A 17,204-nucleotide genomic window follows, 5' to 3' on the forward strand; every position below is an offset into this window, starting at 1 on the left:
AATAATTCTTCATAAATAATAGTTTAATATTGGTTAAATATTCGTCTTAAAACAGTTAGTCTTTTAAGACAACGATGTCAATTAAAACAAGTAACTTCCTGAAAAAGAAGACTTATCCTATTGTAATATTATTATAATATGAGAAGAATGAGTATAAATTATGGTTCTTTAAATATGACTTATAATTCATTTTTAAAAATCTTGCCTTTTTACTCCTTTATTAACGTTTTTATTTCACTATTAATGATTTAAACTAAATTTGAATCCGTTTTACATAAAAAAAACAGTAAATCGCATATACAAACGACTTACTGCTTTCTTATATTAAAGAAATTTAATTCTATCTATAAAAACTATTTTTTCACAATACGCTTAGTAAACTGATTAGCGCCACTTCTTACCTTAATTAAATACAGTCCTGTAGCTAAATTAGAAATATCTATTCTAACCTCTGTATTGTTTACGTTTTTATGCAATAAAGCTCTACCTTTTAAATCATAAACAGTTATAACAGCATCTCTTACTTGACTGTTTTTTATATAAAGTACAGCGTTTGCGGGGTTAGGATAAATACTAAAACCTAATTCTTTTTCTACTTCATTTGTGCTTAAAAGCCCTCCCGAAATATTAAAATCAGTCCAAACATTTGCAGCCTCATAAAGTGTTTCTGTACCTGTTGGCACAAATAAATTTACACCACTTAAAGTTAGACCATTAAACAAATTACCTACAGTAGCATCAGCAATGTCTTCAGATGCCGTCCAGTTTACTTGCATTTCTGTTATACCTGTACAACCTCTAAAAGCTGCAACACCCATAGTTGTTATTGTACTAGGAATATTAATTGAGGTCATCGATTTACAGTCTCTTATCATTTGATCAGGCATTATAGTCCATTCATTAGGTATGATAAAAGACGTTATACCCGTACCTCTAAGAGCTCCTACCCCTAATGATAAAGTTCCCGGAACAATTACAGAAGTAATTGAAGCACAATTAATAAAAGTATAATTCCCTGTACTTACTGCTTTCGTTAAATCTAAAGGTGCTAATGCTAACGCTGCACAATTACTAAAACTATTATCTCCGTACGTTACAATATTTTCAAGGTTAATAGTTGTTAAATTAGTACTATTACTAAATGCAGTTGATTCTATTGACGTAACCGTGCTAGGAAGAGTTACATCTGTAATGGTTGTATTACTTAGAAATGCATTTTCACCAACAGCAACAACACTATAGGTCACAGAATTATTTTCAGCATGCTCTGGTATCTTTGCACTTGCAACTTCTTGCCCAGAGACAAACCCTGTTACCTGACATTCATTAGGACTTGTCCCTAATATGTTATATGTATACACACCATCGTCAAAATTTTGGTCTTCTATGCCTCCATCTGCGTTAATAATATTTCCTGTACTATTATTAATAACTCTACCTGTTGTATTAATAGTACTCCCAGTTGTTGTTGGAAGAATTTCTACGGGCATATCGGTGGAATTATCTAAAGTAATTCCTAAAGTAGTACCTGTACCAAGTGGCGAAAATGGATTAGCTCCAGATGGTCTTATTGCTCCTAAGATAATTTTATGCTCCTCTGTTCTTGTGTTATCTCCCCATTTTGTAAATGTTACTTTATTATTAGAGCCTGCAATAGTTGCAATAGCATGTAAAATAGTTGTAGGTAATGTAGGTATTAATTCTAATTCAACTTCAGAATCGTCTCCACTTAAATATAATAATGGTCCATTTACAGCGTCACCTCGGCTATTTTTAATCGTTACATTCTGAACATTATAACCTGCTTCACACCCTATAGCTTCACAATTTTCAATTAAAATTTTTCCACCAACCTCAGTAGCGAAACCAATACGTGTATTTTTAGCTATACAGTTTATAAAGGAAATATCTCCTGTAATATTACCATCGACACCACCGCTACCATAAGTACGAAAACCACCTTCACTTAAAGATTTTGTATACCCTGGTGTTATTACTTTTTCTCCATCATAATTACCATAAACCGCTGCAAAGTCATTGTCGAAAGCTGGCCCAGAGGTTTCAGCTAACATAGCATCTGTTGTTCTTGTAACAGCTTCTGCATGACAATCTTGAAAAAGAACATTTCTACCACCTTGAATAAAAAATAAATGTCCGAAAGCCTCTGAGTAAATAGAACAACGAATAATATTAATATTTAAGCCTTCAACAAGTAGACCACTATGTTTTCTTAAAGTCACCAAGTTATCATCTCCTTTCCCCAACAAATCGCCATAACCATAAGGATAAGAACCGTTTATATTAAGTGTAACATCCTCGACTGTAACATTTTCACCCGCAACTGTAAAAGATTGCATTCCTGGGCTCGATGGTGCCGACTCTCCTATATCATTAACAGTTAACCCTTTAATATTAACATTACTTCCTGTTACATAAAATTCTATACAACGTGAACCATAAGCATTTAAAAGCTCGGTATTTACCTCAATGGTAACATCTGTAAGATCGAAAGTATTGTTACTTCCACTAAATAATATCATACTATGTCTACCATTTGCATCAGGAACAGAATTGCTAATTACTAATGGCGTTAAGTAATCTTCCATTTGATATATTCCCTTTTCCATGGTAATAATCTGATCTGAATTAGTAGCTGCCGTGGCAAGATCTGCTACACTTGAAACAGTTATTTCTGTCTGTGCTGAAATATTAGCTGAAGCCAATACTAACGATAAAGCAAAAAACATGTTTTTAAACGAAAACATCGCTTTATTTAAATCAATCTGAGGTAATAGTTTTTTCATAATTAATATGGTTTTAGTTAGAATACTAAATTGACAAAAAAACAAATTCATTATCTACAATTTATAATCCAAATCCTATAAAAAAACACCCATTTTAATAAAAAACACTACAATTATTAAGTATTTATCAATTCGTAAAAAATAAATCTATTTTTTATAAATAAAATAATAGATAAATAGTCAAAACATAGGACCTCTCTAAATAAATAATAATTTTTCATAAATTGACGACTTACTATTGAATCAACCGTTATACCCTATTTTTAGAAAAATATTATGTAATACAATCCGTTTTACATAAAAAAAGCAGTAAATCGTATACACAAACGACTTACTGCTTTTTTAAAACATAATATGTTTTAAACTTAAAATTTACTCTACAAAATGTCCAAATTATAGAACTATATTTTTAACATCTATAAAAATGGGATTCTAAAACACTTTTAGAATCCCACAGTTTTTGTTTTATAAAATGAAAAGAATTATTTTGTTTGATTCCACAATCTATAAGGATCGTTATTAGCAATCATTTCTTCTAATAGTAAAGCTTCCATTTCTGCCAACTTATCTGCATATTCGGGATTCGTTGCTAAATTAGTTTCCATTGCTCCTGCTTTATGGTGTTCTGGTAAATATTCATGTGGATTTTCAGCAAGGTTAAACAACTGGGTTTCTCTTACAGATCCATCCATCACATCGTATTTTATCAATTTCCAATCGCCTTTTTTCACAGTTCGCATACCCGGTTTGGTACCTCCTGCATACACACCATACATTACATCTCTTACGTTTTCTTGCTCTCCTTTTAACACAGGAACAAAACTTTTACCTTGAACAGTTTCTGGAATTTCAATACCAGCTAAATCTAATACAGATGGTAGTACATCTAAAAGATAAATATTTCCATTTTTAGTTTTATGAGCATCTATGCCTGGGCCTTTTATAATAAACGGTACACGCCACGTGTGCTCGTATAAATTTTGTTTTCCCATTAAACCGTGACGCCCAATAGCGATACCATGATCGGATGTATAAATTATATAAGTGTTTTCTAATTCGCCAGTTTCTTCTAACTTTTTAAGGACTTTACCTAACTGTGTATCTATATTTTCTGAACAAGCAAACTCACGTCCTACTTCATTTCTAATGGTATTTACATCTCTATTTTTCCAAACACCACTTACGCGATCTTCATCCCTTAAATCTGGGTGACCATGAAAAAATGGATGCGCTTCTAAATAATTTTCTGGAAGTTGTGGTTGTTTTTCATTCAATTCTGGAACGCTATTTTCATCTTTATGATTAACAGCTCCATATTTTTCAAGTAATTCTGGTGTTCCATTTCTTGTATCGTGTGGATGTGAGAATCCTAAGTAAATAAAGAACGGATCTTCTTCTTTTGAAGACTCTCTATCTCCTAAGTAATTAAGAACTTGAGAAGCATGCCATGCACTACCACTCTCTTCTGTTCCGCCACGTTTTGTAGCATCATGAACCACTGTAAATTGCTTATTCGCTCCTGGGTAAGAGTTTCCTTTTTTACAGGTTCTCATGGTTTTATATCCTGCTTTATTAAAAAGAGCACCTATAGTTTGCTCGTCTAAAGGATGCGAACCAATTTGCGTTTGAAATTCTGCACTTGGTGGTAAATTCCATAATGTTCTTCCAGTCATAATCATATGTCTAGAAGGTGTACACACTGCTCCATTCATAGATCCCATATGTCGCGCACTTTCGAATACGATACCTTCATTTGCCAATTTATCGATATTGGGTGTGTCTAATATCGAATTGGGGTTATATATTTTAAGGTCGAACGGGGATTGATCATCTGCTAATACAAATAAAAAATTTGGACGTTTTTTCTCTTCTTGCTTTTTTTCGGCTTCTTTACAACTCACCAAAAGAGAGATGCAAACTAAGGCTGCGATTTTTAATATTTTCATATGTATGTAGTAGGTTTTAAATTTTAATAGGTCTTAATTATAATTCGGAAGTGTTAACATTTAATGTCTATAATTCTGTCATTTCAAAAAATTATGTTTCAGTTTAGCTAACGTAATAGTCTGTATTTTTAAAATTTCAGTTATGATATTTATCCGAATAAATTCGAATACAATATCATAATTATCGTCTATTTTAGATATAAATTATAGGTCTTTTCCTATAATTTATAAGTCTTTATTAGCATTGGCAACGTCTAAATTGGTTAACCACCTTGTTTATTACTTTTTCTTAGCCTTAAAACTTTCAATTTTTAAACGCCGAAAAAATATCTAACGGTATTTTTAAATCATGATTTCCGTACTGATTTCTGAAGTCATTATTATGATTCTATCTGTACTTTAATTTTGAATTCTGTTATAATTGTTCTGCGATAATTTTAGCAACTTCTTTGCCTTGAGCAAGAAAACCTACGTCCTTATAATGTACATTTCCGGGTTCTTGTGCCCATGCTTCTGAATGCGGTTTTGTGAAGCTGTACAAATCATTAATTACGATGTCCGGATAGTTTTTCAATACGTCTAATGCGGCTTTATTATAGACTATACTATCGCCTTCAAACCGACCTTTTGCATTTGCCGGAACCGGGGTTGTAGTTGCAAAGATTAATTTAGCTTTCGGAAAATGTGATTTCAAATATTCACAAATTGCGTTCAAGTTGGATTTGTATTCTGAAATTGAAGCGACTTGTACACCTTCTTTATTTAAGTTTTTTCCTTTAAGATATTTTAAATCGTGTAGCCCTACATTAAAATGAATGATGTCCCATTTAAAATCCCAACCTTCCTTTAAGTTAGGCTGAAACATCGCCTCTTGAAGCTTATCCATATTGGGAATAAAATTCTGACTAGAGCCTCCGTTTTTAAACAACCTAAACACAGTCGCTTTGTCTTCTAATTGTGTTCTCGCTTCCGACGTATATAAAATGGAAATAGAATCGCCATAAATTAAAACATTAGGTTTCTGCTTCTGAGGATGCACATATTTAAAGGCATCTGTTTTGTAAACTTCTCCAATATTTCCGCATAATGATTCCCATTGCAGGCGACAAATTTCTTCATTGGTCTTAGCGCTGAAATTAGAAGAAAAACCGTTCGGAATTAATGAAACTCCTAATCCTCCTAATCCAATTACTTTTATAAACTCTTTACGTTTCATTAGTATTTAATGGTTTAATTATCTTGGACAACTTTAGTATTCCCCCCTTTATCTTCAATCACTTTACCATTCGTTTTAATCTCACTATCACGGGTTAATTTCCCGATTTTCACAGGCATTCCTGTTTCGTTTACAAACTGTAAACCACTAGTTTCCCCTTCACCATAAGGCGACATAGATTCACCATGTTCTGGATGCGTATAACCAATTAATATAGGAAGATCTTGAGTTCTTTTTTTGCCCTTAGCCGACTTTAAAACCACTTTATTATTACGGCCTTGCACGGTAGCTAAAGCGTGTACTATTCTATCTGATTCTGCAGGATCTAAAATCAGCTCGACGTTAACATTACTACCTTCCACAAATAAAAGCGGACCATAATTAGCATCACCTTTACAGTTTTTCACAACCGCATTATCTCCTACCCAATATGCGCGTTCTGTACCAATGGTTGTGCAATTTTCAAGTCGAACGCCTTCAGCACGCAACTCAAAACCTGCTCGTGTATTTTTAGCTGTACAATTTTTAAAATGAATATTTTTTGAATACCCATACGTACGGAAACCATCTTCGCTCAATGATTTCATATACCCGGGAGTAACAACATACTTGCCTTCACGATTCTGAGTCCAAGTACGAAAATTCACATCGAAAGCAGGGCCTGAAGTTTCGGTAAGAATATCGTCTGTAGTACGAATTGCACCCTCTGCATAACAATCTTCAAAATACACATTTTCAGGATTTTTCTGAATAAAGAAACAATGCCCAAACGAACGATTATATAACTTACAACGGTATAATTTTGTATCACTTCCTGTAACTAATAAACCACTGTGTTTCTTGTGTTTAATAACGGTTTCTTTAGCCTTGCCTTTTCCAAATAAATCCCCATAACCATATGGCGAAGAGCCTTTAACATAAAGTGTAATATCCTTAAGCACATTGCCTTGACCTGCAACTTGAAGTACTGTTCCGCCTGGCGATGTTCCTTCTCCTATACACCTTATAGTAAGACCGTGGAATGTATTATGCCCTCCTTGTATTATAAATTCGTCACTATGAATAGGCGGATTTAATGCTGTACGCAATTCTGTATCTACCTCAATTTCTACACCATCAAGTTTAAACACATTATTGCTTCCGCTAAAAACGATATATGAAAATTTATTTTGTTCGTGACGCACACGCATAGAATCTACAGTTAAATAATCTGCTAGCTTATACACACCAGGAGTCATAATTATAACATTTCCGCTTTGCGATGCATAAGTTGCTAATTCCTTTAAACTTGAAATCTTAATATCTTTGGCATGAATTGTCTGACTAAAAATCAGCATTCCGAAAATATACAATAGTGTTTTAAAATGTGATTTCAACTTTTGGTATTGGTTATTTTTGATCATTTTAAGACTTGATTTTTTATCTACTACCAAGTTCTTAATTTTAAAAACAAACTGTTATAAACTATGATTCTTTTCATATTAATTAAATGTCAATTTGATATAAACACACCCTTTTAAACGTAAGAAAGCCTTTTCAATGTTATAATTTTGAAAAGGCTTGCTACGTGTAATTGGATTGGTTACTCTAAAGTTATTCTAAAAATGTTTCTGCAGGAATTACCTCCTCAAACTCTTTAATCTTTATATTTCTATAATAGATTTCTGCTGTTTCAGATTGAAATCCGATAATTCCCGAACTTGGATTTAAATTAAAAGCCATATTTACAATGTCACCATTTAATTTATGAATAGTATATACATCGCCCATGACAATAATTTCACATTGATTCCATTGATCATCCAACGCTTTAAAATTACGTGTTGGTGTTGCATGATGAAGCCAACTCTTTGAAGTATCTAAAACACCGCCTTCTTTAGGATGTAAATACGTCTCACTATCTTTAGCACTATACCAATCGTATTTCACATCTTTTGGACGAATTAAATCTCCGGTATGATTTCTTTTTGTAGTCTGATCGTAACGCACTTGATATTCTATTCCTGTAGGCCAAACCGCATCGTTTGTCACATGATAATACACACCGGCATCATATTGCCAACGCTCAAAATTGTTTGCAACACGACTTCCCCATTTGTATTCAAATTTCAAAATATATTTACTGTATTTTTTCTTGGTGTAAAAAAGACCATGTGTATTATTTTCACCCGTATTTAATTCATATTCCTTAGGAAAGGCATCGTTAAACACATGAACCATATCGTTTTCTATAGCAAATACTTTTTTCGCTAAAGCATCATCTCCATTACGAAGTTTTAGATACCAACCGTCGAAGTTTTTTCCGTTGAAAAGTGTTTCAAATCCATCTTTATCTAGAACTTTTGAGTTGGATTGATCTTGTGCTAATAATGGAACTCCCATACAGAAAAGTAAACTTGCTGAAAGGAACATGGTTTTAATGGTCATATTAAAAAGGTTTAAGTTAGTATGTCGGATTAGTTTAAATTCATCCACGTTAATTGCGACCAATCTTCCTTAATAAAAGGTTGAGAAGGACCTGCAGTAGATCTTCCGTTTTTTATAATATCTGTGATTTTAGTTTTTAACTGATTTACAAGTTCTGGATGCTCGAAATATAAATTTTTGGTTTCTCCGGGATCGTTCTCTAAATCGTAAAGTTCAAAAATAGCTTCATCTGCTTTAGGTTCTATTAGAACAGGTTTTAATGATCCCCCAGAACCTCTAAGCATATTTAATTTCCATTTGCCTTCGCGAATTGCAAAATGCCCAGTAAAAGAATGATGAATCAAGGCTCTATCCTGAACCCCTGTGCTACCTTTCATTAAATCGTATAAGCTATAACTGTCTTCTGCTCCGTTTACAGGAAGTGTCGCGCCAACAATATCTGCGATGGTTGCCAAATAATCGGTTTGACCAACCGGAACATCTACTTGACTTCCTGCCTTAATCATGTCTGGCCAACGCATTAAAAAAGGAACGCGATGTCCGCCTTCATAAATATCACGTTTTCCACCTTTAAAATTCATACAGCTATAATGCTGATACGTATCTCTTTGATATTCATAATTACTTTCTGCCCCATTATCTGAAGAAAAAATAACTAATGTATTGTCTTCTATCCCATTTGCTTTTAAAGCATCTAAAACTTGACCTACACGGAAATCGGTTTCTTGCATAAAGTCGCCATAATTCCCACAGTCACTTTTACCCTGAAAATCAGGATGTGTACTATGCGGTAAATGCGGACTCGTTAATGGAAAATACAAGAAGAATGGTTTCCCATTTTTAGCTTCTGTAGCTGTTTCATTAATATATTTTACAGCTCTATTGGTTAACGTTTCCAATACATATTCATCGTTAAAAGATGGCGCGACTTCCACATAACCTTTACTTTGCTCGGCTTGATAAGGCGGTGTCATTCTATAGGTACGAGGTGTCACATCCATTTTCTTTTTGGTGTACATATTTGGCGGATCCAACACGCGATCGTTTTCTAAATACGTTAAGATACCATAATTCATAGATGCTGGAATTCCGAAGAAATAATCGAAACCTTTATCTGTCGGTCCATCTGTAAAAGGCTGTGACCAATCGCGTCCGCCTTTTTTAACATCGCCAACAAATTCCATTTGCAAATGCCATTTCCCAATCATTGCGGTATTATAACCTTGATCTTGTAGTAGCGAACCAATCGTCATGCGATTCTCTTCTATTAAACATGGTCCGTCGGCTCTTAAAACACCTTTTTTTAGAGATGTTCTCCAACTGTAACGTCCTGTTAACAACGAATATCGCGAAGGTGTACACACGGCATCACTACTATGCCCGTCTGTAAATACAATACCTTCGTTAGCTATGCGGTCCATATTTGGCGTTTTAAATTTTGCCTCTGGATTTAAAGCACTAACATCACCATACCCTTGATCGTCGGTGTAAATAATTACAATATTTGGTTTGTTTTGAGCTGTACTTAAATAACCGCATAAAACAAAAAGACAAACGCATAATGATCGTAATTTGATTTTTAAATTATTATTCATTTTTTTATAACTTTTCAATGTACACATAATATGAAGGGTACACTTTCCCTGACTCATCAATTAATTGAGCTTCCATATCGTATTTTCCAGCTGGAATTTTCCCTTTAAAAACAACTTCTTTTTGACCTGGTTTAATATCTAATTCTTTTGAAATATTAGCCACATATAAAAACGCTTTTTTAAAATCTGTTTTTACTCCGGCAGGAGATGTCTTATCGAACTCTATCGCTTTTTCCTGGGCAGGAAAGGTATCATTTATGGCTAATCCACTTTCACGAGGAAATCTACATAAACTGATACTATATTCTCCATCTTCAGCAAATTCAATCTTCCAACGACCAGAAGACCATTCTGGAACTCTAGCTCCATCTTGATGCCATGACGGTGCATATCTTCCAACAATCATATCATGAGCAGAAATACGTGAAGGGTTTTCGAATGGTGTCCCTACTTTTATATAGGCATATTTTTCGTTTACGCCTTCATCTACAAAAGTATTCCACCACGTTTCGTACCCTACAGCCAAACGATTGGCCACCTCCGGATGCATTGAAATCACATCACGTTCTTGTCCCAAATCGGTACGCATATCGTATAATTCTTTACCATCTACGAGACGCCAGTTATCGTCCATAACTGTATATTTCTTGTACTTAATTAGGTTTTGTTCTCTTTGGGTATCCATATATAAAATTCGGTTGTCCCAAGTTGCATTCTTATTTTGTAATAACGGATTTAAACTTTTACCGTCAAGTTTCTTTACAGGATTAAAATCGAATCCTAATAAATCTACAAAAGTTGGAAGCAAATCATAATGTGCTACTAAATTATCGATATCTGTTCCTCCAGTAAGTTTACCATCTGGCCATCTAATGTATAAGGGTACACGATGTCCGCCGTCATACTGGCTCCCTTTCCCGCCTTTTAATCCAGCATTGTAGGTGCTACGACCTGCCGATGTTCCATTATCGGTCGTAAAAATGACAATGGTATTATCTAAAATTCCTAATTCTGAAAGTTTATCTTCTAAGCGTTTAAAGTTATCATCTATATTGGTAATCATACCATAAAATCGACGTAAACGCGGATCTAATGATTCAAATGCTTTTCCTTGATACATATCGTAATATGCTTTTGGAAGATTATATGGTGAATGCGGCGCATTTGTAGAAATGTAACAGAAAAAAGGAGTGTCTTTATTCGCTTCAATAAAACTTAAAGCACCATCGAAAAAGATGTCGGTACAATATCCCTCATACTTTTCTAACTTTCCATTATGCCAATAGGTATCGTCAAAATAATCGTTTCCCCAGTAATCTGGGCCTTGACCTATTCCACCTCCACCGTGCCGAATGACTTCATGAAAACCACGATCTTCTGGACGATACGGGTAATTATCGCCAAGATGCCATTTCCCAAACATTGCATTTGTATAGCCATTTTGTGCAAAAACCTGAGGTAATATTACTTCATCTTCAAAAAGAATAGATCTTCCATTAATCGTGTGAAAAACATTTACGCGATTGCTATGTCGTCCAGACATAAAAGCTCCTCTGGTTGGCGCGCAAGTCGTAGACACATGATAATTTGTAAAGCGTATCGATTCATTATAAAGCTTATCAATATTTGGTGTTTTGACATACGGATTTCCCTCGCAAGCCAAGTCGCCTTTACCTTGATCGTCTGTAATAACGATAATGACATTTGGTTTCTGTTTATCCTTCTGCTGTGTCTGTGCCATTACCAAATGAACCGGTAATAGCATGACACTTAAAACAAATATTGAGATTCTATTTTTCAAACCATTAAAGTTTTTCTGCAGTGACATAATAAGCCCCTAGTTCTTCATTATTTTCTAATGTAAACCACGTTTGAAGTTGAGTATCTCCAGCTTTTAAATCGACTGTAAACTCTACATATTCCTGAGTAGCATCAACCGCTTTCTCATCTTCTATATCTTGAATTTTAATTCGAGCATTTTTTATAGCTAAGGCTTTTCCTTTTTTAGAAGCACTTACACTTGTACCTGCACGTTCCGGACGAATAGCTGCTTCTGCTCCTAATGCTAACTTGGTTTCTTTTGGCCAACGACGTAATTTTAAGTTATATTTACCTGCTTCTGCAACTTTAATTAACCAATATCCATTATCCATATATCCTTCTCTAATATGTCTTTGGTGCCATGGGCTCGCTGCTTTTTCGGTATGCCAATCATGACAAAATATTGTTGCTGGGTTTTCTGCTTCGTGCCCTATATAAATACGAGGTAAATCGCTATATCCTGGTAATAAATCTGCCCACCACGCATCGTAAGCGTCTTTAAATTCTGCCATTTTTTCTGGATGCTGATCGGCGATATTAGTACGTTGTTCTGGATCTGTTTTTAAATCGTACAACTCTGTACCATCTATAACGCGCCACTTACCTTGCATTAGAGACGTTCTCCTCCAAGGTTCTGGCACATCGATACGTTGAGAATTTGTAATTACAATACGCTCTTTAAAGTCCGTATCATCTCCTTCTATTAAAGGTTTTAAACTTTGTCCGTCAAATTTAACATCATCCTTAATCTCTAAATCACAAAGATCGACTAAGGTTGGTAACACATCATAATGTGCAGTTAAGGCATCGATATCTTTACCAACAGTTATACCTCCATTTTTCCAATGGATAAATAAAGGAACACGGTGTCCCCCTTCATATTTACTTGCTTTAATACCACGCATTCCGGCATTAAATCCTTTAGTCACAAAACCATCTAATCGGTCGTCTGTTTTAGGAATTTTTGCTCCTGCAGATGTTCCGTTATCCGTCATAAAAATTAAAATGGTATTATCACTTAACCCGCTTGTATTTAAATACTCTGTAAGCTTTCCTATATTTTCATCTACATTAGCTATCAACCCGTAAAAGGCAGCACTTGGAATGTTCTCGTTATCTTTATAAGGATCCGAATATTTATCGTCTACAAAATATGGTGTATGAGCGGCATTTGTAGGCAAGTAACAAAAGAATGGTTTATTCTTAGCTTTATTCACCTCCATAAATTTAATAGCTTCATCGAACCAAATATCGGTACAGAATCCTTCAAATTTTTCTAATTTACCATTACGGTGATACGTATCGTTAAAATAATCGTTATCCCAATAATCCATAGTTTGCTCAATTCCGCCACCGCCGAAACTTACAACTTCCTCAAAACCTTTATCTTGTGGTCTTGATGGATAATTATCTCCTAAATGCCATTTTCCAAACAATCCAGTAGCATACCCATTATCTTTCATAATTTCAGCCACTGTCGTTTCACGCTCTAAAAGTATAGATCGACCATTAACTGTATGCCAAACTCCTGCTCTGTTAGCATTGTGTCCCGTTAGTAAAGCTGCACGTGTTGGCGCACAAGTCGGATTTACATGATAATCTGTAAATCGTGCACTCGTATCATGTAAAGCATCAATATGTGGTGTTTTAATATACGGATTTCCTAAAGCTCCGATATCTCCGTAACCTTGATCGTCTACCAGAATTAAAATCACATTTGGTTTTTCTGATTTGATTTCAGTCGTTTCAACTATCTTTTTATCTTCAGTTTTGCAGGCTGTAAAGCACAGCGCACTCACTAATAATCCGATGTAGAATGTGTAAGATTTCATTTTTATATATTTAGTTTAATTTATTATTATTTATACACAGGTGTATACTTTAATGTTAAAATCCCTGATTTTACTGGAGTTTCAAAATCAATTCCTATACGTTTTGCTCCTTTGCCTTCTCTTAAATGTTCTACAGGAACAGGTTCTGGATGAATTACAACTTGACCGACAGAACTTGAAATTTCAACTTTTAATTTTTGTCTTTTTCCAATAAGTAAGACTGTATTGCCGTCTAAAATTTCATAATTGGCAAACGTCATGATTGCAGATCCAAAAGCTACAGCTTCTGAAGCCTCAAAATGATCTTCAATACTAATCCTTCCATTTCCGGTTTTATCATTTGTCATTGTTCGTGTTAACATATTTAAAACAGCTAAGTCGTAAGCTGGCTTTATGTCCATTACAACCTTATCTTCTTGCTCAGAAAAATTAGTTTCTGTAATAATCCCTTTGAATGTTTTTCCGTTTGACTGTAAGGTATTATTAATTTTCGGAACCGGATGCCCCCAAGAGCTTCTCGCTTTATTATTTGGAGAAAATGAACCCGCCATATAAGATGGTGCTCCAATATCTCCCGATATTAACTCATCATCTACCACAAGAATATAGGTACCAACATCACTATGATTATGATTTTCGGCATTATGTCCTGCTTTTATAGCTATGGAAAATGGCACATCTTGTTTTCCTCTAGAAATCACCATTCCGAAATCGTCGAAATACGTATGATCTGCTAATTCTGAAGTTGAATTTTGAGTGGTATTTGGTGTAAACATCTCCGGATTGTCCCAAGCTATAATTTGTTCTACGGCTTCTTCAAATCTAATTTCCGAAGGTTTTATGGCGCCGTAATGTGCTGCAGACAAAACCTCTGCAAAATTACTACCAGTACTTGAAATGTGTGATACACCATCCGCAAACGGTGCACAGGTACCATTCTGAATTTCGAATTGTTCAGGAAAGTTTCCTACATTCTTTAATTTCTGAGGGTTTTCACCTTCAAATAAATTTATTTTTCCGCTGGTGTAATCAGACACCATTTGCGCCAAATATAAATAGTGATTAAAGCCATAACCCCAATAGCCTAAGCCTTCAGAACAATAGCCATCTTCTCCAAAACCGCTCACATAATGTTTCATACTATTTATTGCAGAACCAACAGCCGCAATACGCTCTTCATGACTTGTAGAATTGGTAATGGTCACAAATAAAGCACCACTTGTACATACAGAATTCCAATTACTAGTCCCATCTATCCAACGGTTGTTTTCGTCTGCAATTTCACAACTTTTCAAATAGTTATCGGTAATTCTCCACTGTAATTGCTTTTGAATGTCTGTTCGCATCGTTTCTGAAAGTGAATCGCCCAAAAGTGATTCTCCTAATGCTAATACCATTCCGAATTTACGAGCTCCTAAGTCTATAGAGACACGTCTGCCTTCTAAAACACCATTATCCTTATCGTCGTGATTAGGATGCAACCACGATTTCATATCCATAATGGCTTGCATATAGGTATTAATTTGAGGTATAAATCGCCCTTTATTCTCTAGACATTCAGCTAAAATATAATGCTCTAAATGTTCCATGGTACGGTAATATCTCGGCTTATAAATCTTTCTATTGCCGTCTTTATTTGCCAAGCGATAAATACTATCGGTAATCGGAACTTCTGGTTGTTTGCCCAATAACTTCTCGGCATCTTTTAGATACTCCTGAGCAGATTTTGTTGTTGCAATCGCATCCCAATAGGTTCTATCGGAAATTGAAGGCGCCGCTTTATATGTAGTTTCTGGAATAATTACTTTAAGCATTTCCATTTGTTTTGCTGAAGGATAAATAGTATCCGTTCTAGCATGCTTTAGAAATTCTGTAATATCTAAATTAGAAGGTTCTTGTTTAGAATTACAATTTAACAAAACACTACTCATAACAAATAGTATGATAATAGAAATCGCTACCGATGATTTTAATTTATTATTGGTACTCATAATCTCTTTTATTCGATATACATGTTGAAATTTTAATTCTAGTCTTCTTTGCTAAAACTTAGGATACTTGATAACTCTGGATTTCCTCCACGTTTACCACAGCCCGAAGCGATATACAATTTCTTTTTATACCATATTAATTGAGTTCCGTGTCTGCCTTCTGGCATATTAGGCCATGCAGTCCATGTTTCTGTTTTTGTATCTAAACATTCAACTTGGTTGTGCGCCTCTTTCTGACTTGAACTTTCTCCTCCGGCAAACAGAATTTTATCTTTTACAGCTATAGCAGTAACTCCCGCACGTTCTGTTGGTATTTTGTCTTTTAAAGTGTGCCAAGTATTCGTTTTAAAATCGAATACATCGACTTCACCAATTGTCAGTTCAAAAACTTTTTTAATTTTTCCTGAAGACACGCGACCTCCTAGCATATATAATTTATCGTTAGTCACCGCAGACGAAGCGTGATCTCTAGCGCGGGGTGCATCTGGCAATATTTCCCATTGTCCCGTTTTAAAATCGTAACTATCAAACCAAGTCACATGTCCGTCCCAATGTCCGTCTATTATTCCGCCGGCGATATATAATTTATTCTTATACACACTTGCCGTTGTTGAAGCTCTATATCGATTTTTTGGCATTTCAAAAGCAATAGACCAGGAATCTGATTTGGGATTATACATATACACCTCTTTAACAGGGGTTTCATGTGGATATGGTCCTGTGTGAGCACCAGCAACATAAATATTTCCTTTATAACTTACACCTTGAAAATGATGTAACTCTATTGGTGGCTTTGCTCCAGAAGTCCACGTTTTTGTTTTGGGATTAAAAATTGAAACCTCTTGAATACGACGTCCGCCTAACAAATAAAACAAACCATCTGCTTCTACAAAAGCAGCTTCATGTCGTGCTACAGGTTCGCCAGTACAACTTAATGTCTTCCAAGAATAATCCTGAATATCTTGCGCGTTTACTTGAGTATTCAATCCTAGAAACAGACATAATATTAGAGAAATTGATAATCGCATATATTTGGTTTTTTAGTTTTTTACGGACTTTCAATAGACTAGAATTCACTTCGCTTTTATTCGTTTGTTGGACGAAAAACAACACTTAAAATTATTTTAATTCAGCTAATAAAAATCGAGCATCTATAAATTGAGGCATCACTTCAAAATGCAAGGAAATCACATTTTGAAATAGGCCTTAATTATTATATATACAATACTATTTATTATAAATCAGAAAGTTTATAACTCATCATTCAAGTACTATAAACTATGATCTATTTTAAGGCATTATTAGGAACTACAAAGCATTTTAAGGGAAAATTAATTTCAACTTAATTAATAAAACAGAAATTTGAATAAACTATCCGTTCAATAAATCAAGTCTATTTATTGAAAAACAAAATTATATGTTAGTGTTAAAATGGGGGTTTTTAGTGACTAAAAGTTCGTAAGAACCTAGTGGAGAATCTCCAAAATATTAGCCATTTACATTAGTAATACTTTGTGAATAAAAGACAAAGTTTGGATACATAAAACACACTTTTAACAAGACATAAATAGT

The 17,204-nt window shown here is 34.5% G+C and carries 10 protein-coding genes; all 10 read right to left on the minus strand.

Annotated features, from left to right (window positions below; all coding sequences use genetic code 11):
* Positions 1-353: 353 nt before the first annotated feature.
* The 10 genes from ACFFVB_RS06145 to ACFFVB_RS06190 all read right to left on the minus strand — a co-directional run bounded on the left by ACFFVB_RS06145 (position 354) and on the right by ACFFVB_RS06190 (position 16,660).
* Positions 354-2,804: a leucine-rich repeat domain-containing protein gene (locus ACFFVB_RS06145; RefSeq protein WP_382381837.1), complete on the minus strand. Its 2,451-nt coding sequence runs from the start codon at positions 2,802-2,804 to the stop codon at positions 354-356.
* 482 nt (positions 2,805-3,286) lie between these two features.
* Positions 3,287-4,750, minus strand: a complete 1,464-nt coding sequence (locus ACFFVB_RS06150) for a sulfatase family protein (RefSeq protein ID WP_382381838.1) — start codon at positions 4,748-4,750, stop codon at positions 3,287-3,289.
* A 415-nt stretch (positions 4,751-5,165) separates the two neighbouring features.
* Positions 5,166-5,966, minus strand: a complete 801-nt coding sequence (locus ACFFVB_RS06155; protein ID WP_382381839.1) for an SGNH/GDSL hydrolase family protein — start codon at positions 5,964-5,966, stop codon at positions 5,166-5,168.
* Between the two features lie 14 nt (positions 5,967-5,980).
* The gene (locus ACFFVB_RS06160; RefSeq protein WP_382381840.1) at positions 5,981-7,369 is read right to left on the minus strand and encodes a glycoside hydrolase family protein; all 1,389 of its coding nucleotides are present in this window, start codon (positions 7,367-7,369) and stop codon (positions 5,981-5,983) included.
* 190 nt (positions 7,370-7,559) lie between these two features.
* Positions 7,560-8,393: a 3-keto-disaccharide hydrolase gene (locus tag ACFFVB_RS06165; protein WP_382381841.1), complete on the minus strand. Its 834-nt coding sequence runs from the start codon at positions 8,391-8,393 to the stop codon at positions 7,560-7,562.
* A gap of 29 nt (positions 8,394-8,422) precedes the next feature.
* Entirely contained in the window at positions 8,423-9,988 is a 1,566-nt protein-coding gene (locus ACFFVB_RS06170; RefSeq protein ID WP_382381842.1) for a sulfatase family protein, read from the minus strand.
* A gap of 4 nt (positions 9,989-9,992) precedes the next feature.
* Positions 9,993-11,789 carry an arylsulfatase gene (locus tag ACFFVB_RS06175; RefSeq protein ID WP_382381843.1) on the minus strand — a complete coding sequence of 599 codons (1,797 nt, stop codon included), beginning with the start codon at positions 11,787-11,789 and terminating at the stop codon, positions 9,993-9,995.
* Between the two features lie 4 nt (positions 11,790-11,793).
* Positions 11,794-13,641, minus strand: a complete 1,848-nt coding sequence (locus ACFFVB_RS06180; protein ID WP_382381844.1) for an arylsulfatase — start codon at positions 13,639-13,641, stop codon at positions 11,794-11,796.
* A gap of 26 nt (positions 13,642-13,667) precedes the next feature.
* Positions 13,668-15,632 (minus strand): hypothetical protein, encoded by a 1,965-nt coding sequence (locus ACFFVB_RS06185; RefSeq protein WP_382381845.1) that lies wholly within the window; start codon positions 15,630-15,632, stop codon positions 13,668-13,670.
* 38 nt (positions 15,633-15,670) lie between these two features.
* Positions 15,671-16,660 (minus strand): Kelch repeat-containing protein, encoded by a 990-nt coding sequence (locus tag ACFFVB_RS06190; RefSeq protein ID WP_382381846.1) that lies wholly within the window; start codon positions 16,658-16,660, stop codon positions 15,671-15,673.
* Positions 16,661-17,204 lie beyond the last annotated feature (544 nt).

The organism is Formosa undariae, assembly GCF_042427615.1.
GTDB lineage: Bacteria > Bacteroidota > Bacteroidia > Flavobacteriales > Flavobacteriaceae > Formosa > Formosa undariae.